The 21,373-nt window shown below is 44.3% G+C and carries 20 protein-coding genes and 4 pseudogenes; 11 read left to right on the top strand and 13 right to left on the bottom strand.

What is annotated here, in order from left to right; translation table 11 throughout:
• Nucleotides 1-271: 271 nt before the first annotated feature.
• Entirely contained in the window at nucleotides 272-2,908 is a 2,637-nt protein-coding gene (locus tag QUB20_RS19195; protein ID WP_333248416.1) for an AAA-like domain-containing protein, read from the bottom strand.
• 1,078 nt (nucleotides 2,909-3,986) lie between these two features.
• Here QUB20_RS19195 and QUB20_RS19190 point away from each other — a divergent pair.
• Nucleotides 3,987-4,196: a hypothetical protein gene (locus QUB20_RS19190; protein ID WP_333058256.1), complete on the top strand. Its 210-nt coding sequence runs from the start codon at nucleotides 3,987-3,989 to the stop codon at nucleotides 4,194-4,196.
• A gap of 273 nt (nucleotides 4,197-4,469) precedes the next feature.
• Complete coding sequence (locus tag QUB20_RS19185) at nucleotides 4,470-5,042, top strand: hypothetical protein (RefSeq protein WP_333144787.1); 573 nt, start codon at nucleotides 4,470-4,472, stop codon at nucleotides 5,040-5,042.
• A gap of 40 nt (nucleotides 5,043-5,082) precedes the next feature.
• Here QUB20_RS19185 and QUB20_RS19180 read toward each other — a convergent pair whose 3' ends face one another.
• The gene (locus QUB20_RS19180; RefSeq protein ID WP_333248415.1) at nucleotides 5,083-5,280 is read right to left on the bottom strand and encodes a hypothetical protein; all 198 of its coding nucleotides are present in this window, start codon (nucleotides 5,278-5,280) and stop codon (nucleotides 5,083-5,085) included.
• On the opposite strand from QUB20_RS19180, the gene QUB20_RS19175 reads away from it, so the two are divergent.
• The 3 genes and pseudogenes from QUB20_RS19175 to QUB20_RS19165 all read left to right on the top strand — a co-directional run.
• Nucleotides 5,279-5,995 carry a GUN4 N-terminal ARM-like repeat domain-containing protein gene (locus tag QUB20_RS19175; RefSeq protein ID WP_333248413.1) on the top strand — a complete coding sequence of 239 codons (717 nt, stop codon included), beginning with the start codon at nucleotides 5,279-5,281 and terminating at the stop codon, nucleotides 5,993-5,995. The genes QUB20_RS19180 and QUB20_RS19175 overlap by 2 nt on opposite strands.
• A 223-nt stretch (nucleotides 5,996-6,218) precedes the next feature.
• Nucleotides 6,219-6,377, top strand: a pseudogene (locus QUB20_RS19170) (transposase family protein); the annotation flags it as partial.
• A 37-nt stretch (nucleotides 6,378-6,414) separates the two neighbouring features.
• Nucleotides 6,415-6,949, top strand: a pseudogene (locus QUB20_RS19165) (IS1 family transposase); the annotation flags it as partial.
• Between the two features lie 14 nt (nucleotides 6,950-6,963).
• Here the strand turns inward: QUB20_RS19165 and QUB20_RS19160 are convergent.
• Together QUB20_RS19160 and QUB20_RS28745 are read right to left on the bottom strand one after the other, a co-directional pair.
• Nucleotides 6,964-7,908 (bottom strand): annotated as a pseudogene (locus QUB20_RS19160) (IS630 family transposase); the annotation flags it as partial.
• A 70-nt stretch (nucleotides 7,909-7,978) separates the two neighbouring features.
• Complete coding sequence (locus QUB20_RS28745; protein WP_445299417.1) at nucleotides 7,979-8,197, bottom strand: transposase-like zinc-binding domain-containing protein; 219 nt, start codon at nucleotides 8,195-8,197, stop codon at nucleotides 7,979-7,981.
• Nucleotides 8,198-8,251: 54 nt separating this feature from the next.
• Here QUB20_RS28745 and QUB20_RS19150 point away from each other — a divergent pair.
• Nucleotides 8,252-8,462 (top strand): annotated as a pseudogene (locus QUB20_RS19150) (hypothetical protein); the annotation flags it as partial.
• A 2-nt stretch (nucleotides 8,463-8,464) separates the two neighbouring features.
• Here QUB20_RS19150 and QUB20_RS19145 read toward each other — a convergent pair.
• From QUB20_RS19145 to QUB20_RS19120, 6 genes are all read right to left on the bottom strand, one after another.
• Complete coding sequence (locus QUB20_RS19145) at nucleotides 8,465-8,905, bottom strand: DUF6444 domain-containing protein (protein WP_333248411.1); 441 nt, start codon at nucleotides 8,903-8,905, stop codon at nucleotides 8,465-8,467.
• A 188-nt stretch (nucleotides 8,906-9,093) separates the two neighbouring features.
• Nucleotides 9,094-9,705, bottom strand: coding sequence for a class I SAM-dependent methyltransferase (locus QUB20_RS19140; protein ID WP_333244208.1), 612 nt, complete (start codon nucleotides 9,703-9,705; stop codon nucleotides 9,094-9,096).
• Between the two features lie 235 nt (nucleotides 9,706-9,940).
• Nucleotides 9,941-10,984: a biotin synthase BioB gene (bioB, locus tag QUB20_RS19135; protein ID WP_333248408.1), complete on the bottom strand. Its 1,044-nt coding sequence runs from the start codon at nucleotides 10,982-10,984 to the stop codon at nucleotides 9,941-9,943.
• A gap of 17 nt (nucleotides 10,985-11,001) precedes the next feature.
• Entirely contained in the window at nucleotides 11,002-12,306 is a 1,305-nt protein-coding gene (gene bioA / locus QUB20_RS19130; protein WP_333248406.1) for an adenosylmethionine--8-amino-7-oxononanoate transaminase, read from the bottom strand.
• A gap of 215 nt (nucleotides 12,307-12,521) precedes the next feature.
• On the bottom strand, nucleotides 12,522-13,934 hold the full coding sequence (locus tag QUB20_RS19125) for an adenylate/guanylate cyclase domain-containing protein (RefSeq protein WP_333244217.1): 1,413 nt from the start codon (nucleotides 13,932-13,934) through the stop codon (nucleotides 12,522-12,524).
• 249 nt (nucleotides 13,935-14,183) lie between these two features.
• Nucleotides 14,184-14,336, bottom strand: a complete 153-nt coding sequence (locus QUB20_RS19120; protein ID WP_333054555.1) for an adenylate/guanylate cyclase domain-containing protein — start codon at nucleotides 14,334-14,336, stop codon at nucleotides 14,184-14,186.
• A 604-nt stretch (nucleotides 14,337-14,940) separates the two neighbouring features.
• Between QUB20_RS19120 and QUB20_RS19115 the strand changes: the two genes are divergently transcribed.
• Both QUB20_RS19115 and QUB20_RS19110 read left to right on the top strand, forming a co-directional pair.
• Nucleotides 14,941-15,690 (top strand): class I SAM-dependent methyltransferase, encoded by a 750-nt coding sequence (locus QUB20_RS19115; protein ID WP_333248404.1) that lies wholly within the window; start codon nucleotides 14,941-14,943, stop codon nucleotides 15,688-15,690.
• A gap of 145 nt (nucleotides 15,691-15,835) precedes the next feature.
• On the top strand, nucleotides 15,836-17,194 hold the full coding sequence (locus QUB20_RS19110) for an FAD-binding oxidoreductase (protein WP_333248402.1): 1,359 nt from the start codon (nucleotides 15,836-15,838) through the stop codon (nucleotides 17,192-17,194).
• Between the two features lie 217 nt (nucleotides 17,195-17,411).
• Here the strand turns inward: QUB20_RS19110 and QUB20_RS19105 are convergent, their stop codons facing one another.
• Complete coding sequence (locus QUB20_RS19105) at nucleotides 17,412-17,798, bottom strand: hypothetical protein (protein WP_333248400.1); 387 nt, start codon at nucleotides 17,796-17,798, stop codon at nucleotides 17,412-17,414.
• Between the two features lie 435 nt (nucleotides 17,799-18,233).
• On the bottom strand, nucleotides 18,234-19,124 hold the full coding sequence (locus tag QUB20_RS19100) for an ABC transporter permease (RefSeq protein WP_332952239.1): 891 nt from the start codon (nucleotides 19,122-19,124) through the stop codon (nucleotides 18,234-18,236).
• A gap of 152 nt (nucleotides 19,125-19,276) precedes the next feature.
• Here QUB20_RS19100 and QUB20_RS19095 point away from each other — a divergent pair, with 152 nt between their 5' ends.
• The 3 genes from QUB20_RS19095 to QUB20_RS19085 all read left to right on the top strand — a co-directional run bounded on the left by QUB20_RS19095 (nucleotide 19,277) and on the right by QUB20_RS19085 (nucleotide 20,431).
• On the top strand, nucleotides 19,277-19,516 hold the full coding sequence (locus tag QUB20_RS19095) for a hypothetical protein (protein WP_333248397.1): 240 nt from the start codon (nucleotides 19,277-19,279) through the stop codon (nucleotides 19,514-19,516).
• Between the two features lie 83 nt (nucleotides 19,517-19,599).
• Nucleotides 19,600-20,079, top strand: a complete 480-nt coding sequence (locus QUB20_RS19090; RefSeq protein WP_333248394.1) for a DUF433 domain-containing protein — start codon at nucleotides 19,600-19,602, stop codon at nucleotides 20,077-20,079.
• Nucleotides 20,069-20,431 carry a type II toxin-antitoxin system PemK/MazF family toxin gene (locus QUB20_RS19085; protein ID WP_333248391.1) on the top strand — a complete coding sequence of 121 codons (363 nt, stop codon included), beginning with the start codon at nucleotides 20,069-20,071 and terminating at the stop codon, nucleotides 20,429-20,431. Before QUB20_RS19090 ends, QUB20_RS19085 begins: the two co-directional genes overlap by 11 nt.
• A gap of 58 nt (nucleotides 20,432-20,489) precedes the next feature.
• On the opposite strand, the gene QUB20_RS19080 is transcribed toward QUB20_RS19085, so the two are convergent.
• On the bottom strand, nucleotides 20,490-21,155 hold the full coding sequence (locus tag QUB20_RS19080; RefSeq protein WP_333248389.1) for a GUN4 domain-containing protein: 666 nt from the start codon (nucleotides 21,153-21,155) through the stop codon (nucleotides 20,490-20,492).
• Between the last annotated feature and the right edge of the window lie 218 nt (nucleotides 21,156-21,373).

Below are 21,373 nucleotides of genomic sequence, written 5' to 3'. Positions count from 1 at the left end.
GATATTCATCAAAAATAATTTTTATTGTTTCTTTAAATCCCTTAGCTACTTTTCCACCAGTTTCATAAATTTTCTATCTCACATTTACTACCACAGAAAGCCCGGTTTTAGTATGAGTTTTTGCCATGTTTTTTTTCCTAACTCAAGAGTAGTAAAAAATACTCCTTTACAGGCTCTGGTTAAGTGAGTAAACAAAGGTTTTTATGTGCTTTACCTGGTTTTTTTGAAATTAATACTATTATAAAACCCTGCACCAGGGAGTTGGTTTTTTTTAAGTCAAAATAAGATGCTCTTTAACTAAAGACAAATCCATCTTACCAAAATTCACAACCAAAGCCACATTGAAATTTTCCAACGATTTGACAAACCACATAATTTCATTAGAAGCTTTACCTTCATAGTGGTTGAACAAAATAGAAAATCGCTTTTCCAACTCTGGTTTTACTTTGCCCGAAAGCAGCACAATTTTCATCAGTAAACCCATTGTCCTGCTGGCGCCGAGGTTGTACACCAAATCGTAAAAAACGTAGTGGCTGGGATGTTGGGAATTTTCCACTACTAAGAAGTTGAACAACTGGTTGCAAGTACGAACTAACAATGGATTATTGAATTTCACCGAGTCATTTTCTCGCAATGTATTTTTGATTTGTTTGTACAAACGGTCATTAAATTGACGCCCGCCGTATTCTGGTTCGATAGACGATATTAAATATTCATATAAATCCACTTTAAATGAGGCGTAAGATGGAGTTTTTCGGGAATCTCTCAGGAAAAATTGAGCCGCTTCTTTGTAGGTGCGATCGCCTGCTACTTTTCCGGCAAATTCCCTGACCGCTAAGTGCAGTTCTGCATCGTTCAAAAGTGTGGGATTAGCCGCTCGCTGTACAATTCCTATTTCTGTATTTCTCGGCTCAACCATATAATTCAAATATTTAGACAAATGTGTTTCAAATTGTCGCTGTCTTTGAAATGCCAGTTTTTGGATGGTTTGTTGGTCTTCCTCAATGCTGTCCTTGCTCAGTAGAGAATAGCCGTACAAATAAGGATACCGACAGATCAATTCGCCCAAAGGAAAATCTGTATCTTGTTGCTGCAGTTCCGCATCTCTATCTAAGGCTTTTACTAAGCGCTCTATAGTCTGGAATTCTTCACTTTTATTAAAAAATTTTATTTGTTCTTGTAAGCGCTTGACTATGTAAAATTCCATCCCGAATCGGGGAGAAGTCTGCTTAAATAAAGATACCAACTTGGCGATCGCGAACTGATTTTGTGATTGCAATTGCCAGCGGTTGATGGGGATGTAGCAGCAGCGGTGGAGCAGATATTTAAAGTCCTGATCCGATCGCTTGACGGAGACTATACTATACAAAGTTGCTTCAATCTCTCGATCGGGATAGCCCATGCCGTCGATGAATAGCTTTCGGAACCGCTCGATCACCTGTGCGGGGGATTCTGTTTCCACGCAGGAGACGATGTGATCGTACAATCTCTGTTCGTTGTTGCCAGTTGGAATACTATCTGAGGGCGGGGTGAGGATGGGGCTGTCTGCATCTGTGTCTATGCTGCTGTCTGCAACTTGTGCGACAACCACTGTGGGTTTTTCCCCAAAAGTTCGATCGGGATTCAAGAACCAATAGTGTTCTTGGCTTAATTGTTTGTCCTCCGCCCAATCCAAAGCTGACTGCAAACTTTCCCCTGTCAATAACAGTGATTCATCTTCGCGGTCTGAAGCCAGCCATGCTGCTAGGGCCAAGCGGTAAGGAGCCAATTTTCCCAGCTCTTTTTCCACCCAGAACTGATTAAAAACTGACTGATAAATTAGGTTGGAAACTATTAATTTACCCTCAAATTTAACAACCAGTCCTGACAGTTGCAATTCGAGTTTTTCGGGAGAGTAATCTGCTGGTACTCCCTGGGATTCTCCCGGTTTTGTTGCCTTGGGCGGTTGCAACGCTTGCTGGTACAGCGTTAACAGCCGCGTGAGGTCGCAGTGGTTATGGAAAATGCGATCGCGTATAGGTATCAAATGTTGGGGTTCGTCTTCTTCTTCCCAATTTTTAATAATTCTGTGTTTGACCAGTTTTTCAACCTGCTGAGCTTCCGAATTTCTGCCAATAAAAGGCCCGTATTCAAGTACCAAGTGGCAAACTTTTTGAGTTAGAAACGGTTGCCCGCCCGTCCAAGCTAATATTTCTTGGAGGACTTTTTGGGGGCGAAAAGCTTTCAGGGCTAATCCTTTTGCTAGCGGCAAACTTTCCTGCAGTTGGAATCGACTTAAATGAATTTGCCGTCCAACATTAAAAGGGTTGCATCTTGGATCTCGGATCAATTCTGAGGGGGCTGCTACTCCCATAACAGCAAAAGTCAGGCGATCGTATTCCGGTTGCTCTGCCCGCTTGGAGTAACAAGCCCGGATCAAAGCAAAAAAATCCTTGGTACTGAAATTTAGGCGGCTGATGCTGTCAATGTCATCTAGAAAAATTACCAGATTTTGCTGAAGTGACTTGAGCAAAACTTTTTCGATAAATATCTCCAATCGCTGCACCGGCGGCAGCAGTTCGCGATCGTTCCACCACTTGATGGCATCAAACCTGTTTGTGATGTGTAAACTGCTGGCCATGCGGTACATGATTCCGCCATACCACTTTTGGGGGGAGATATCTGGGCTGCTGATGCTTCTCAAGTTGATGGCGGCAAAAACTGTACCTTCGGCTTGCAACCTTTTGGCCGTTTGCACTAGCAGGCTGGACTTTCCCATTTGTGGCGAACTCAACACGTAGCAGAAGTCTCCGGCTTTGAGTCCTTCGTAGAGCTCGCTGTCTGCCGATCGCCTGACATAGGTGGGCGCACCGGCAGGCAAATAGCCTCCAACTTGATATTGGTACGTTGAGTTGACGGATGCTGTCATCTGGGAATTCATCAAGATTTTACGCCCCTATGCTGTGCGATCGAAAGGTTACAAATTGGAGTTATGGCCCGCTGATACCATTTTAGATTTTAGATTTTAGATTTTAGATTGGGCAATGACTTATTCAATAAGGGTTTGGAGTTTGCCTGTTGCATTTGCATTGTTTTTTTTTGAATCGGCCTTACTATGGTGGAAAATTTTTTGTTCTTCTTTCTCTATTGTCTACTAGGTCAGCTTTCTTCTCGTCAATCTTTACCGTATCTTTGCAAGCGTTCGCCCCAAATCCTATGATCGGCCCAATTGTACCCCGCCACTTGATTTTTTACACTCGTTCACATAATTAGATGAATTTTCACTCGCTCGGATTGAAAACGCTAAAACGCCGTTTTTTTCACATTTTTTTTACAATAATACTTTAAAATTAACCCGGTGGTATGATGTTGGCAGGGAAACTCATAACCACAGCGCCGTCAACCTTCTGCCTTCAGTTGCGCTTGCCGAATGCTGGAGGAAAAGACAGAGCAATGGCTGCCAATAAAAAACCCCAGCGTTTGGCTGAGGACTGCTTGAGTGGGAGATATCGTTAATCTGCGTTTTTTTAGTTGACTTAGATTGCATGGAATTCCATGCTGCTGACTTTCCCCGGGCTTTCGCGTTCGGGGATTCCTAAGAACAAACTTTTCAGGATGCATCCACAAAAAGTTTAATTCTTAAAGGCGTGGTCAGAAACTGGCTAACCACTCGCTCAACTCTAAAAGTTAAGTCTGTGGCTAATTGTAGAAGATGCGCCCTGATGGCTTAACTACCCGATGGATTAGCACCCTGATGGCATAACTCCCTGATGGATCGACGCCCTGATGGCTTTCGCTCCACTACCCAAAAGATTCGGGTTGGTGGATGATCGTGGACATTAGTAACACGTCACTTCTGGCGTTTCCGATCGCAAGCGGGTGTGCCTGTCTGAATTGATTATGGCAGGCAGATTTATCAGAAGACAAGTGGGCTATTGCATCAACCCATTTCTGACAGATCGGGTGAGCCAAAAAGTGTCAATCTACGCAAATCAGGGTCATCGAACATGAAAAACAGCATCTTAGTATTAGGGGTAATTGCCTCGGCTGGCTTCGGCTTTTTCCAGGCAGGCAGCGCCAGCGCTTCAGCGATCGCCACACAACCTTCATCAGCCAGTAGTTTGACGGCTTGGGAGAGTCGTCCTGACTTTAACTACACTGGAACGAATGAGGATGGGGACCAAGAAGAGGTAAAAACGGGTAAAGGCAGGAAATAATTGGCGCCCGGAGTGTGGTTCGCTCTGATGCGGTTGTGGTTGTAGTTGTGGTGCTTGTTGTCCCAACCGCCTCTGATCGAGGTAGTTAAAACTCGATCCCAAGATCAGTCTACCTAATCCCAGGGGTGGTAATCAGTTTCAGAGAACGGTGGATGGGAAAATAAACAGGTAAGGCGAGTCTGTTGGTGGAGTTTCCCCGCCTATCAACTTCCTTACCTTCTGATGTTCGGGATTTGGATCTGGCACAATCGTATTTCATCTCGTAAAAACCCAATGGAAAATACTCTCGAAACTACCCGCAGACAGCGCGTATTGACAAGAACCCAGGAACGGCGTCAGGCGACACCCAAAGAAAAACAGTTGATTCACCTGCTAGCCAATATGGCTTGCAGCTTGATTAAATACGACTACAAACACGCAGCGGGCAAGGGTACTCTCCCGCCTTCGGAAAGCAAGCGTTTAGCGGAATGGCACTACCTGCGAGTTCAGCAAATTCGCCGGATCGAACGCTCATTGGAGCCCGTAGCGACCCTTAAGCGCGTGTACTACAAGAGCATCCTCAGTCCGAGGGATCTGAAGTCTTTGAAACTTCTGTGGCTGGAGGAGGACAAAAACCGTGTCAAACGGGTCGATCCTGAGTTGGACGACATCCTCAGCGAAGCTTTGGATCGGGGAGATACTTTAAAACAGCTATTTCACTCGATCGAAGTCAAAGAACGCACCTTTTCTGCAACTCCTAGCCCCGGCGCCGTGCCGCTTTGGGTCAAAGAGTGGGAAGACTCGGAATATGACATAAACTTTTTTCCGCCTTCCTTCCCTGCATGGGTTTCGATCGTGGACGACTAGGTTCAAGAAAAACTCTTTGACATGGCATCGATCGTAAATTTCAGATGGTAGACTTATTTGCGATTGCTGACATTGGCGAAAAGTGTGCGATCAGGCGATCGGCTAAACCAGGCGGCGTTGCGCGCAGGCATCCGAGTACAGAGAAGTGAATCGGAGTCAGTACCATTGTACAATGGGGGAAAACCAGGGCTTCAGCTAATAGCTGATAGCTGATAGCTGATAGCTGATAGTTTCTCATGACTGACTCGATTTCTACTTCTCCTCTAGACTCGGCGGCCGATACAGCCGAACTCCGCTCTCAGTTGAGGTCGGGTTCGGAAAAAGCTCAACTGCAACTGCTGCAACAACAAATAGCAGATTCCGGTTGGGATGTATTGATGGAATTTTTATTAGAGCGCAAGTCAGAGGCACCGACTGCGGTAATGGGTAAGGCTTACCAAATTCTTTACAGTGCTAATTCTCCGAGAGCGACGGAGTTTTTGCAAGCGAATTTTCCCGCTGGGGTTGTGCCACTGCGATCGGACTCTAACATTGATTACACTCCGCTGCAACAATTATTGGCGTTACAGGAATTTCAAGAAGCCGATCGCTTGACTTTAGACAAGCTTTGTGAATTGGCTGGTGATACAGCTTCTGTGAGAAAGTGGCTGTATTTTACCCAAGTTGAGAGTTTGCCGATAACGGATTTGCAAACAATTAATACGCTGTGGAAAGTTCATTCCGAAGGCAAATTTGGCTTTTCGGTGCAGCGGGAAATTTGGCTCGGTTCGGGCAAGAATTGGGATAAATTGTGGCCGCTAATTGGCTGGAAAAAGGGGAATAATTGGACGCGATACCCGCAAGAGTTTATTTGGGATTTGAGCGCGCCTAGGGGTCATTTGCCGCTGTCGAATCAGTTGCGGGGAGTGCAGCCTTTTGCAGCTTTGATGGCTCATCCTGCCTGGTTGAAGTGAATGATTTTGGGGCTTTTGGAGAATGTGGGGCGGGCTGGATGGCCTGCCCCGCTATGGTTTTTGGGGAATTGGGATTTTGATTTTTGAGGCGCAGAAATTCACAGAAATTCACAGGCGGGATGCCTGCAGGGCGAACGCATCTCAACTTTATGTTAACATAATCTGGTATATTGGAGAAGAATTATTGAGTACCTACAAAACATTTAATTAGAGTTTACCCTTTATGAAACTCAAACCTAAAATCACCATCGCCGACCATTTTTCCGACTTAGAAGATCCAAGAATTGAGCGGACGAGACATCATCAATTAATTGATATTATCACCATCTCAATTTGTGCCGTGATTGGCGGTGCTGATACATGGGTGGATATTGAAAGTTGGCGTTGCTGAGTTAGAGTATGAATAGGAGGAATAATTTATGCAATGCCCAGAATGTAAATCAACCCATATCCGCCAAAACGGCAAGAAGAAAGGAAAACAGAATCACATTTGTGTCCAATGTGGTCGTCAATTCATTAATCAGTATGAATCCCACCCTTGGTTATAGCGAGAGCATCAAACGTGATTGCCTAAAAATGTACGTCAATGGTATGGGTTTACGGGCGATAGAACGAGTTAAGGGAGTTCATCATACCACGGTAATAAATTGGGTAAAACAAGTCGGAAAACTGTTACCAGAGGTTTATGACCCTGAAGTCATTCCAGAAGTTGGTGAGCTCGATGAATTACAAACTTATGTAAAAAAAAAACAGACAAAATCTGGTTGTGGACAGCGGTTGACCACTTTCGACCAGGAATTTTAGGATGGGTATTAGGGGATCGTGCGTGCTAAGACATTTGAACCATTATGGAACCAAGTAAGTGCATGGAACTGCTACTTTTATGTAACTGATGGATGGTCTGTATATCCCATGTTTATTCCTGATGAGGATCAGATTATCAGTAAGACTTATAAGCTGTTGCACATTTAAACTGTGATACAAGCATTACCCTTATTTTTAATTTTGCGACCCCATTTAATTATTAATTGCCCTTCATTTAAGAGGCGGTGCAATAAATACTCTAGCTCTTCAATAGATGTAAAAAGTCGATTAGCAATATATTCTTTTGCCGAATGCCATACTAATTCAATTAAGTTATAGTCGGGGCTGTATTCGGGGAGAAATTCTAAATGAAGGTTAGGCATTTTTGTTTCAATTATTTTCAGGTACTCTTCTTTCTTATGAAAACTAGCATTATCAAGAATAATCACTATTTTCGCTCCTTTTTCAGCAAATTCTGAGGCTTGATTCCCTGCTGATACCCATTCATTGATTAGCTCTTCATAAAAGAGTTTTAGCACTTGATAAAAATTATATGAATTGCCTTTTTTGAGGAACTGTACCCACCTTTTTTTATCCGAATTCCTCACTCCTCCCATTACATTAACTCTGCCTTTTCTTCTGTCTCCTCGAACCTTTTTTCGGCTGCCTTTTTTACACCAGTTCTTTCTTCTGGTGACTCTTAAACTAAATCCACTCTCGTCCCAAAACCATACCTGTAAACGTTCTGGCGATTCTTTTTCTATTTTTAAATATTCGGCTATCTTTATTTTAAACGCTGTCCTTTTTTCAGTATTTCTCTTGGACTCTAGGCTATACTTAGCCCAGATGTAAACATACTTTTTTTTCTTTAATATCCTCCGAACTTGTCCTCCACTTAATTTTATTCCTGTGGATTCCTCTAAGTATGTTGCTAATCTCTGCGCTGTCCATCGTCCAAAATTATATCCTAATTCTTGAGGGTCTTTTTCTATAGTCTCTAATAATATTTCTATATATTTATCTGTGGCTTTTTTGTGATTTCCCTTCATCCTCTCATCTATTAGACTTTCTAAATTGTCGGGATCTCCCTTTATACACCAATAAGATACTTTGTTTACTGGGTAGTGCCGTGAAGGAAAGGATCAAGAGAATTAAACTGAATTCAAAGAAAGTAGGGGTTTAGACTTGTAAATTAGCATTGTAATGATGCACAAAGCGCCAAATGGCAGCAATATGATTTTCTAATTTTTTAGATAAGGCTAAGCTCTTTCTTACCAATCGAGACACTCGTTGTCGAATAGTTCGGCATTTATAATTTTGTTTATGATGCCGAGTTTGACCGTTTCGACTAACTTCTTCCGCACCACAATTAGGGCAAAAATTAATTTCTAATGTCATATCACGCTATGGCAAACACTTCTCTAATCATAACGTACTCTGATCCTTTCCTTCAGGGCACTACCGAGAAAACGTACTACAGTTGAACACTCTCTGGCTCCTATTGGTCATTGGCTTTCTTAACCGTGCTCGCTATATTTGACTGCGGAAAAATCTCTTCTCACTACGGCGAGTCCCTGTTGTTCATAATCTTCATGTCATTGCTCGAATGGATAAGGTTCGACCAATTACACCAGGCATAAAGTCGAACTCATGCACTGGCTAATTTCATAAAGTCTTTTTTTGTCCACTCCTAATACTGAACCGACGCCCTAGACTTGCTACTTGCTGAGAGTGGATGTTAATTACTTCACTTAATTCTTGACTGCCACAATTGAGGCAGATTTCCGGTGAGCTAATTGCGGTTCTGTCTACTCGTCCAAACCCTTTTCGGGTTTTTCCCTGATGACCTGGTTGTCCACCTGGTTTCTTTTTTTGGTCTGCTTCTGGTTTAACTGTTGGTTTCTCTGGTTTTTGGAGTAGATCCGTTGATGGGGGTTTTGATGAAGTCTGACTGCTGGTTCGACTTTTGCCCGTAGCAATGGCTAGTTTTTCTTGCAATTCTTCAATAATTTTTTGCAGCCCCAGTACCATTTCTACCAGTTTAGCTTGGCTCAACTGCTCGATTTCGGTTTTTTTCTGCTCTCTCGTGGGTGCGGGCTTTTTCATCCGTTTATTTTACCAGATGCCGCCACTTAAGTTTTTTTGACCTGAATCCTTACAAATGGCAGGGCTTTTTCCATAAGGCTTACAGGGCCGTTAAAAAACTGTCCGAAGTATTGGTGAATGAGTTTTTTTATTTAACCGCAGAGGGCGCAGAGGAAGAGAGGGGAAAGATTGGCAATTTCCCATTTACGTTAGAGTTTTTTGCCCACTATTACTACCCAAGATTGAGCTTCGCGGGGTAAGCCGGGGGGGCGATAGTAGCGATCGACAATTGCAAATCCTGTTTGTTCTAAACAAGGCGCTAAAGTATGATATTCCCATCCGGCTGTATAGCGTTTTCCCGTTGGTCTCTCGTCGTATCCCTCCCAATTTCCCCGGCACATTGACATGACAATTGCACCGCTAACAACTAAGGCTTTGTGCAAATTTTGCAGCACTTTTACCATCTCGTCCCTGGGAACGTGAATTAGGGAAGCATTGGCAAAAATACCGTCAAATTCTGCCTCTGGCAAGTCGAGATTCAGAAAAGATTGTTGCCAAACTTCGCATCCTGACAACTCTTTTGCTATTTCTACAAAAGCTGGAGTTGCATCTAAGCCTACAACTGTGTGTCCTTGGCTTTTGAAGGCTACTAAGTCTCGTCCCGGCCCGCATCCTATATCGAGAATTTTACCGGGATTGCGGGGCATAGCAGCGGTCAATGCGGATCGATTTTGGGATACGTCGTGATGCCAAGTTCCTTCTCGGAAAGATTCGGCAGTTAGCTGGTATTCTGCGATCGTAATTTCTTCGCGTTTGTCCACAATTTCCCCCTCTTGTATTATTTTAGATTTTAGATTTTAGATTTTAGATTGAAGAAGGTAAACCGTAGAAACCGGGTTTCTGGCTACAATCTAAGAACTTACGGCTGACGCATTTGCTCCCTCAGAAATCCGGTTTCTATCCGCCCATGCGTAAACATGAAATATAGATATTGGGTAGGGACACGGCAGTGCCGTGTCCTACTCTATTTCATCTGATTGAAAACTGGTATAAGAGTTAAACAACCAGGGTTTTTTGTTCAGATTTGGTAACTGCTGAATCAACCTCTAAGAGAGAACCTTCGGGGGATTCGATCGCAAATCCCGCATCTCGAATCATGTCCCAATCTTGATGGGCAGCTTGTCCGGGAGTTGTCAGATAATCGCCCACAAAGATAGAATTAGCGGGGTAGAGTCCGAGAGGTTGCAACGATCGCAAATGCACCTCCCGTCCCCCAGCAATCCGAATTTCTTGACTGGGAAGCAAAAATCGGAACAAACAGAGAATTCGCAAACATTGGCGGGGAGTTAACCTGTTCACATCTGCAAATGGTGTGCCGGGAATCGGAATGAAAAAGTTAACTGGCACGCTAGTAACGCCCAACTTGCGAAGCGAAAGCGCTAAATCGATCGCATCATCATCCGATTCGCCCATCCCCAAAATTCCGCCGGAACAAGTTGTGATTCCCGCTGCTTTTACGTGTTCGACGGTTTCCACCCGATCGCCAAAAGTGTGAGTGGTGCAAATGTCCGTGTGATATGATTCGGAAGTATTGAGATTGTGATTTACGCGATCGACTCCAGCTTTAGCCAGCCGATGAGTTTGCTCCTCGCTCAACAATCCCAAACAAGCGCAAATTTTTAGGTTATAATTTGCCTTCACAGTCTCGACAGCATCCAAAACGCGATCGAAAGTAGATGCGTTAGGTTGGCGGCCCGAAATCACCAAACAAAACGTACCAGCTTTTAAATCTGCTGCGCGTTGGGCGGCATCCAGAATTTTCTCCTTAGCTAAAAGCGGATATTTCTCAATTTCCGCAGTCGAAATTTTTGACTGAGAACAATAATGGCAATCTTCAGGACAAAGGCCACTTTGAGCATTTAACAAATAGTGCAGCCTGACTCGGTTTCCCCAGTAGTGGCGGCGCACCCGATAAGCTGCGTTTAGTTGTTCCAGCAAAACCTCATCCGGTGCGCGCAATACGGCTAAAGATTGCTCGCGAGAGAGACATTTGCCCGCCAGCGCGTCGTCAGCCAAATCGTTCCAATTGGGTAAATTCATTACTAAAATTAAAGGGTTTACAGAGTATCCAAAACCTGACGAATCACCCGATAAATCGATTCTAGTTCATCAGGAGAAATGCAGTAGGGAGGCATCAAGTAAAGCGTATTTCCCAAGGGGCGGAGCAAAAACCCCGCTTCGAGAAATCTGGCTTTCAATAGAGGAGCGATGTCATTAAAATAACCGGAATCGCTTTCCGTTTTCACATCCATTGCTGCGATGGTGCCACAAGTCCGAATCCGTTCTAGTTTAGGATGATTTCTCAGCCATTGATTCAGATATTTGTGGTGGAGTTTTTCCATCCCTTGATACACATTTGGGTTTTGCTCCAAAAGCTCCAAGGATGCTACACTCACCGCACAAGCTAAGGGATTTCCGGTGTAAGAATGACCGTGAAAAAAAGCTTTGTCCCATTCATCTCGCCAGAAAGCTTGATAAATATCCTCCGATGCCATTGTGACAGCAATTGGCAAACAGCCACCAGACAATCCTTTAGACAAACACAGGATATCCGGTGAAGTTGCAGATTTAACCGAGGCAAACAGTTCGCCCGTGCGCCCAAAACCCGTCATTACTTCATCGTAAATCAACAATACATTAAACTGGCGGGCAAGTTGTGCGATCGCCTGCAAAAACTCAGGGCGGCACATTCGCATCCCCCCAGAACCTTGCACCAAAGGTTCGATAAAAATTCCCGCATAGCCGCCCTGCTTTAACAAAAACTCCAATTTCTCTAAACTCGCGGCCTCCTTGCTTTCCACCTCCTCATCGCCGTCAAAAGTTGCCGGAAAAGGAACAACATCCCCAGCAAACATTAAAGGTGCAAAAGATTCCCACCACAGCGAACTTCTGCCAGCCGACATCGCGCCCACAGTATCGCCGTGATAACCTCCCTCAAAACTAATAAAGCTAGTGCGATTAGTTTCTCCGATATTTTGCCAATATTGAAATGCCATTTTCAGAGCAACTTCAACAGCAGTCGAGCCGTTATCAGAAAAGAAAATCCGCGTTAAAGAAGCAGGCGTATGAGTGAGCAATTTACTCGCAAGTTTCTGGGCCGGTTCGTGAGTAAATCCGGCAAAGATTACGTGTTCTAACTTTTGGGCTTGTTCGTAAAGAGCCTCAGCGAGAACCGGATGGCTGTGCCCGTGAACAGTCACCCACCAACTAGAAATGCAGTCGAGAATTTGCCGCCCGTCTGCTAATTCCAGCACCGCTCCTTTGCCGCGAATTACCTTCAGTGGCGGGGCAGCCGTTTTCATTTGCGTGAAGGGCTGCCAAATCGGTGAATTTGAAGAATTCTGTTCCTGATTCGCAGTCATTTTTGCCCCGATTACTAATATTAACCTGCCTTTTAATATAGCAATAATAACGACCTTATGAACTTTTTATTTTTGATTCTTTCTTCTTCTCTTCCTACCTGTCCTTAGCGTCTTCGCGGTTCGTTCAAAAAAAATCTAGTTTGGTGTCGAGGGCGGCTGCGCTGTAACGTCTGCCGCCATCTCACTTATTCCCGGGCGATGGTTAAAATTGTCAGTTACAATTTTCGACCTTTCAGCAAATAAGTTGTCATAGCTCCTTTGCCTTTAACATTAATTTTACCGCGCTTTTCCAACAAATACTTATCGCACAGCAATTCATAAGTTGAGTTGCTAACTTGAATTTTACCCGGAAGTCCCTGAGATTCCATGCGGCTTGCTGTATTCACAGCATCTCCCCACAAATCGTAAATAAACTTTTTAGTGCCGATGACACCTGCTACAACAGGCCCAGTATTAATGCCAATGCGGATATTGAGAGGTTTACCGCATTCGTCGCGGAATTTCATAATTTCTTGCTGCATTTCCAGGGCCATTTCGGCAATAGATTCGGCGTGATTTGTACAGGGAAGCGGCAAACCGCCTGCTACCATATAATTGTCGCCGATCGTCTTAATTTTTTCTAAGCCGTATTGTTCGCTTAAGCGATCGAAAGATGAAAATATTTTGTTAAGCAACTCGACTAATTCTTCAGGAGATGTGCGCGAAGATATTTCGGTAAAGCCCACAATATCAGCAAACAAAACCGTAACTTCGGCAAATCCGTCCGCAATATTTATCTGACCTTGTTTTAGGCGATCGGCAATCATTACTGGTAATATATTTAGTAATAAACGTTCCGACTTTTCTTGTTCGGCGCGCAATACTTCCTCAGCTTGTTTCCGCTGTGCAATTTCCTGGTATACTCGGTGAAACATTTGATTGAAGGCGACCATGAGTTCTCCCAACTCGTCATCCCGCTTGACAGACAGAGAGTAGAAATCAGGTTGTTCTCGATCTTTGCTCAAAGCGTCTCCAGCAGCGATCAAGTCATCGCGCAATCTCAAGATAGGTGAAATTACTGTCAGCCCTAAAAACAACATAGTCACAGAAGTGACAAAGGCTGATATAATGATGACTAGAACAGCAATCCGTCCGATAAATGCGTAGAGTTCCGGCTGGACTGTGGAAGCATCGTGGCGAACAATTAAGATGTAATCGCCTCCCAAATGTCGCTCCGTCCAAGCAATATCGTACCTCTTGCCATCGAAATTGTGATTGTGAACTATACGAGATTCTTTTAGTTGCTCTAAACTGATTTCTGGGGGTTCGCCAAGTGTATATATTAGTTCACCGTTAGCTTGGTAAATAGATAGTCCTAAGACTACTTGAGAATCCTTAGTAATATTTTTTACTTCTTCTTGCAATAAAGTGCGATCGGAAATATCTTGTTGGAGCACAAACTCTAGGGAATCAACAGTTGCCCGAGATACCTGTTCCAGTTGGCTTAAAAGTTCATTTTCTCGCCGAAAATAAGAGGGAACTAAAATAATTCCTTCTATGACAAGAATGCTAGCAAATACCCACAAAGCTATTTGCCTAGACAAGCGAGATTGGAAAAATTTCAAGAATGATAAAATTGACAAGGGCATAAAATTTACTATTTGGCAAATGGCTAATGTAGGACATAGGAAAAAAACCGGGTTTCTGGTAATCAATTTTGGGTTGTCAACGAAGCAACCGCGCAAAAACCGGGTTCTCACATCCCCTGTGTAATTCCTGTAATAGTCCGCCGTCAGCAGTCAGCAGCGACTAACTGTTAGTTCTTGGCTGCTTGCTGCTGACTAATGACTGATCGCTCTCGACTAACTAGCAGACCCCTTCATAATATAATAAACAAATTAAACCGAAACGGCGCTGACTAGCCTGCCTGCAAGCAGATAAGTATTCATATAGCCCTTGCCTTTGATGTGAATAATTCCTCTGTTTTCAAACAGATACTTATTTTGCAAGATATCGTAAGTTGATTGTGTGACTTGAATCGCGCCTGCAATCCCGTTAGGATGGAGGAAAGCTCAGACATACTTGCCATTGCTATCCCTACGCCGACACCAAATAAAATTGTCAAAGCAAGGAGAATTTGTTTGTAAACTAATTGGCTGATGGCAGCCCGACTGCGAGAAATCAATTGGCGCATGGTATCCTCAAGTCTGAGGTTTAATCTTTATTTCAATTTATGCACTACTAACATAACACTGCTTGTTCAGAGTGTTTTGCTGGCGTCCGGGGTAAAGCAAGACTCTCTGAGTGCAACCGAGGGTCAATCGATTTTAGATTTTAGATTTTAGATTTTAGATTTTAGATTAAAGAATTGAAGCATTGACCCCACGGATAAATTCGGGGGCAAGTTTCATCGGATACAGGTTTTTTATTTCTGGACAGATGAATCACGTGGCGGGTATCGTGGATGCTTTCGGTTAATTATTGTTTACCACGAGTGTTTGGCTTATCCGTAAAAATACGCATAACTATATAGCGGTTTTGTGTTGAGTGAAGTACAGATGATCGGGTAAGGACAGGGCAGTGGCTTGTCCCTACTTCACGCACTTTTTGCTCTATTTCAGTTAGGATAGCAATTGTAGTCTATGGTTGACGATCGTGAATTCTGACTCTACTGCCTCACCTGCGCGCAACGAAATTTTTCCGGGAGAAGTTTTCGTCAATACTGCCAATTTTGATACAGGCATTCGGCGACTTTTACCTAAGTATGACGAAATGCTGGATGTAGTAGCAGGCTGCATTGCTAACACAAACCACCGCATTTTAGAACTCGGCTGCGGTACGGGGGAACTCACTTTAAAAGTTCTCAAACTCTATCCGTCTGCGGAAATAGTTGCTGTCGATTACTCGCCGCGAATGCTTGATTTTGCCCGCGCCAAAATTGAGTCTGCAGGATACGCAGCCCGGTGGACTGGCATAGAAATGGATTTTGGAGAATGGGCAAACAATCCAAATTTCTCAGGCTTGGGCGATAAATTCAATGCTTGCATTTCATCTCTGGCAATTCACCATCTTGAGGATGACATTAAGTTAAAATTGTTTCAACGGATTCGCGAAAGTTTAAATGCTGGTGGCTGTTTTTGGAATGCCGATCCTCTTTTAGCAGAATCAGCAGCAATGAAAGATATTTATCAAGCGGCGCGAGAAGATTGGGCGCTAAATCAGGGGGAAACATTAGCACAAATTCGCGCAAATGTGGGGAAGAGTGTCTCTTACGGATATTCTAATCCCGATCGCCTAGCTACACTTTCGGCACATTTGGAAATGCTGGTAAAAGCTGGATTTGAGACTGTTGCAGTGCCTTGGAAATACTACGGTATGGCAGTGTTTGGGGGATTTGTTAATTGAAAAAAGCAGTCCTGGATGCAGAACTTCTATGTGTAGGGTGCGCGAATAAGCACCTTACTGCTTAAAGAGAGATCGCAGTTAGTATTTTATGTTACTAAGTTCTGCTTGAGAAAATATATAATACTGCCAGCATGGAGTAAACAAAATGACTGCAACTGCGATTCAAAGTATTGACTGGGATGCTTTTTCTTCGGAACTATCGGGAATTGAAATAATTAGCGATCGCGCGCAAGTTGTCAAGCTATCTCAAGACTATTATCACTTCAGTCCAATTTTGCAACCTCTCTTAAGTAATAAAACAGGAGATTTAGTCGTTCGTCCCGCCAGCGAAGCCGAAGTTTTGCGGATTGCTGCAGCCTGCGTCAAATTCAAAATTCCGCTAACTGTTAGAGGTGCAGGAACGGGCAATTACGGGCAGTGCATTCCCCTCAAGGGCGGCGTCATTTTAGATACCAGCAAAATGCACAATATCCGCTGGATAAAACCGGGTTTAGCTTGCGTAGAACCGGGGGTAAAAATGTCGGTTTTCGACAAACAAGCGCGAGAAACCGGTTGGGAATTGCGGATGGTTCCCTCAACCTATCGCACCGCTACGATTGGGGGATTTATCGGGGGCGGTAGCGGGGGAATTGGTTCGATAACTTACGGGCAATTGCGCGATCGGGGAAATCTTCATGCCGTTCGAGTCGTTACAATGGAAGACGATCCCCGCGTCATCGAATTGCGCGGCGATGAAGTGCAGAAAGTCAATCACGCTTACGGCACAAATGGGATTATTACTGAGTTAGAAATTCCCCTCGCCCCTGCTTATGCTTGGGCCGAAATCATCGTCGCTTTTGACGATTTTATGACATCGGCTAACTTCGGTCAAGCTTTGGGCGATGCTGACGGAATTATCAAAAAACTAATTTGTGTTTGTGCTTGGCCGATTCCTGCTTATTTTGCTGCTTTCCGCGAGGCAATTCCTGAAGGTAAGCACTGCGCTTTGTTAATGGTAGCTGAATCTTGTCTGGAACCGCTGCAAGATTTGGTGCGCGAATATGGCGGCACAATTTGCTATCAAAAAAACGCGCAAGCAGCGAGCAAAGGTGCAGCAATTGCTGAATTTACTTGGAATCATACAACTCTGCACGCTCGCAGCGCTGACCCGTCTCTGACTTATTTGCAGACGCTTTTTCCCCCAGATAAAGGTTTGAAATTGATTGAGGAACTGTACAATTATTATGGGGATGAGGTGATGATGCACTTGGAGTTTTTGCGGATGAACGGGAGGGCGATCGCTGCGGCTTTGCAAATAGTTCGCTACACTACGGAATCACGGCTCAATGAAATTATTCGCTATCATGAAGAGCAAGGCGCACTGATTGCTAATCCTCACACTTATATATTGGAAGATGGAGGGATGAAAAGTATTAATGTGGAACAGTTGCAGTTTAAAGAGTTGGTAGATCCTTACGGTTTGCTTAATCCGGGTAAAATGCGGGCGTGGTTGGAACGGGATTAAGCGATGGTTTTTAGATAAGATTCGGCGGTTGAAACCGCTGCTAGACAAACGAAGTCCGCCTTCGCGGACTAATAAATAAAGATTAAAACTCGGCGGTTGAAACCGCTGCTAGACAAACGAAGTCCGCCTTCGCGGACTAATAAATAAAGATTAAAACTCGGCGGTTGAAACCGCTGCTAGACAAACGAAGTCCGCCTTCGCGGACTAAGAAAGCAATTTAAGGGACGGGGGCGGTAATTTCTGTAGGTGCGATCGCCCCTGGTGTAGGTACAGCTTGGTTTTCCAGTAGTAGGCGCTGTTTGTTCCGAAATTCTGCTGCCGCATCGTTCAAATTTTGGCGCTGTTCGCTATTAAATTCTTCCATGCTGCGGCCGCCGCCCAATTTGGATCTGTGAATTAAATCAAATATTCCGCTGCCGCTGCTGCGGCCGGAAAATGGGTCGGTATTGTCTTGAGTTTGAAAGTCTTGCAGCGGTTGGGCATTATTTAAACCGCTGGCTTGAGCGAAGCTTGCTTGAGGGGATAACAGAGCACAGGATGCGATCGCGCTTGCAGCAATCCCAATCATCAATTTGCCGGATTTGGAAGTTTTGGTGTTCATCATTTATTAGTTGAATCTTCAAAAAAACAATTCTATCTAAACAATATTCTGACTTGTGACTAAATATTATATTACTTCGCTGGGGCTAAGGACAGGGCAATGCCTTTCGTCGTGTCAACTTAAGCTTTTAGTCCGCCAGTCCTCTCGCTTACCCAAGAGTCCGCCAGGGAATGAATTCCCTGTCTCATAGCGAAAGTCCTCTGAAAGAGGACTGAAGAAGTCATTAGTCCTATCGCTTACCCGGCAGTCCGCCAGGGAATGAATTCCCTGTCTCATAGCTAAAGTCCTCTGAAAGAGGACTGAAGAAGTCATTAGTCCTATGCAAGAGGACTTTGGCTTTGAGGCTGTTGTTTCAACCCCTGACGGACTATCGGTTTTACCTTAAGTTGACAGGACGAAAGGCATCCTAGAATTGACGGTGCAGGTGAAACGATCGCCCTAAGCAAACCGGCGCCGCAGCAGGGGTTGAATGCTCAGCAGCGCCACCAAATCAAACGCCAGCAGCACTAATAGCGCTCCTCCAAAGGTGACAGTACCCCAAGGAGCCTGCATCACGACACTGGCTAGCGACCAATCGCTGTGCAGGTACAAATAGCGGATGGGTTCGATCGCGTAACTCAGAGGATTGAGAGTCACCACAACTTGCAGCCACTCTGGCATAAATGACAGCGGCGCGAGGGCTGTGCTGGCAAATAACAGCGGCAGGTTAGTAACAAAAATTACCGCTATTAATTCTACGTGGCCGGGAAGAGCGAAGGCTAAACCCAGACTCAAGCCGGTGACGCCCAAAACTAATAGCAGGACTATTAGGGCGATCGCCCCAAGTCCGGCAATTCCGGGGAATCCCGCGCCCAAAAACGCCCCCGCTGTAACGATTGTGCCGGTTTGGATAAAGCTGAGGGTGACGATAAAAATAGCCGAAGCCAGGACGATCGAAAATCTGGAAGCCAAGGGCGCGACTAACAAGCGGTTGAGAAATCCGAATTCGCGATCGAACATAATCGGCAAACCAGCATTCAGCGCCCCGGCAAAGGCTGTAAAAACGATTACACCGGCGCCGAGAAATTGTCCGTAATTCTGGCTTTCGCCGAACAAGCCGGCGGGTGCATTTTCAAACAGAGCTCCGAACAAAACCAACCACATCAGGGGCTGAATAATGCCTGCAACTAGCGTCGAGGGGCGGCGCTGCAATTGAATAAACAGGCGCTTGGTTAAGGCGAGTGTTTCTTGGATGAAGTCGCCCAGCAGGGAACTGGAAGTGTCAGCGGATGCCGTGGAGAGTGGCCGCTGCTGGTTGAGGTTGTTGGGGGATGTAACAGTACCGCTCATAATTGCTTGCGCTGATTTTGATTAAATCTAACTCTCTTTACAGTAGCAAGTCTGGAGGTATTGGTGGTGTTGGGCGGGCGATCGGTCTAAAATTGAGAATAAGCTCATCAAATATGTTAAATAAAAACTTGATTTACTAGGAGGATAAAGCTATGTCATCAAGGGCGATCGCCACTTTGGTCGAGATGATGGAATCTCTGCCGGAAACTCTGCAAGATAGAGTCGTCGAACACCTGCGAGAATACATTCTGAAATCAAATATTACTGTTCCTGTGAGTCCCGACGGTAAGTTAGAAATTCCCGCTGAGATTGAGGCTCAACTGAAGCCTGGGGATCGATATGCAGTTACTGTCACCGCAGATAGTATTGTGTTTCAGAAGGTAAAATGGTGACGTAGCTGTTACGGGCGATCGCTCTTGCTGTGACAGTGCTATGCTAGATAGCAGAACCATCAGACATTGGCGGGGAAAAAATCTTGTCAACTATCACGGATATAGGAACTTTAATTAGCCGTCAGCCTGATATACATGGTGGCTGTCCAATTATTGCCGGAACTGGTGTTACAGTCCGTCGCATTGCTATTTGGTACAAGCAAAGTTTGAGTGCAGAAGAAATTGCCGATCGCATCGGGCATTTAACTCTAACTCAAGTCTATGCAGCTTTGACTTATTACCATGCTAACCGAGATGAAATTGATGCTGACATTGCAGCGGAGGAAGCAGAAGGATCTCGAATAGAAGCATTGAATTCTCAGCGTAAGATTCAAAAGCAGCCGACGGATATAGATTTAGAAATACCAACACTAGCCAGCTATCCCAGTCGCCGAGAATTTATGAAATTACCGCTGGAAGAGAGGGGAAGGATTTTAGAAAGACAAGCTGAGGCAATGTTGCAACATTACCAGGAAGATAGAGAATGGCAAGAATTAGAAGCAGGAGATTTAATTGACTACTAACTCTCCTTCTCCTAAACGGGGTGATATTTGGTTGGCTAATTTTGACCCGACAGTGGGAGCCGAAATCAAAAAAATTCGTCCGGCTGTAGTGGTAAGTTCTGATAATGTTGGTAAGTTACCAGTGAAATTGGCTGCACCTATCACAGATTGGAAAGAATATTATGCTGGTAATATCTGGCACGTTAAGATTGAGCCAGATATTGCTAATGGTTTAACGAAAGTTTCGGCAGTAGATGTGTTGCAATTACGGGGTATGGATGTACAAAGATTCATTCGTAAAATCGGAGAACTTTCGACTACTGATATGGAGGAAATTGCTAGGGCGATCGCGGCTGTAGTAGAGTATCAGTAGTTACTGCTTAAGGGCGATCGCTATTGTTTGATTCGAGATTATTTGCCTTAATTGCACTCTATATACCACAGTCTTTTAGTCGCTGCCAAACATATAGCATATATGAATTAAAAATCTTCGTACCATTATCATAAACGGGGAGATGACCTTTTGGAGCCCCTATACTGTATTTGAGCTTAGAAGGATCCACGGCACACATAAAACTGTATGTCTCCTCAGTAGGGTAACAACGAGTAATCCACCCCAAGCGTTCCCGAAGCATTACCACTTCAACTGGATCGGCGAGTGGAACTAAGGACCCGGAAAGTTTCAGGAAATGCTCTTGAACATGACCACACATACCGCGATCAAATTCCTTTACTTCTTTTTTTTTCCAATCATCCGCTTTTTTACATTCTTCCAAGATACCTAACTGGATGCTAAAACCAAAATGTCCGTCACTGTATTGTACCCAAAGCTGGTCAATAGTGCGTAAAATAGGACAAGGAATGCAACCAAATTCTTTAAATCCTAAACCACTCCTCTCCAGCTTGCTGGGTAAACCCATAGCTCGATTTGTCGTCAGTTCGAGGAGTCGCTCAGTTTCTTTATTAGCCTCTCTCCACTTTCCAGAGGCGAGTAAGTCCCGCAAAGTATTCGTGCTTCCTTGGCTTTTGTATTCGTATATGTTGACTAAAGTGACAAAGGCAGTGATCGCGATCGCAAGCCCAATTAAAATTTCCATCGTTTGGAAGTCCTAAATCTTAAAGTTTTTAGCTTGAGTTTAGTAGAGAAGGATTTTCACAAATCCCTCTCTGTTGTCTTTGTCAACACTATTGCGAGCGGCATAAATTATCCGATTATCACAATAATTTAATTTAATATCTAAGAGACCTCCACAAAAAGAATGATCCAATAGCTATGTGGGTTTAGCGAAAATTTCTACAAACCATTTGTGAAGAT

Source organism: Microcoleus sp. B4-C2 (assembly GCF_036705265.1).
Taxonomy (GTDB): domain Bacteria; phylum Cyanobacteriota; class Cyanobacteriia; order Cyanobacteriales; family Microcoleaceae; genus Microcoleus.
The sequence above is the reverse complement of the archived record's forward strand: the minus strand, read 5'-3'. Positions and strand labels throughout refer to the sequence as shown.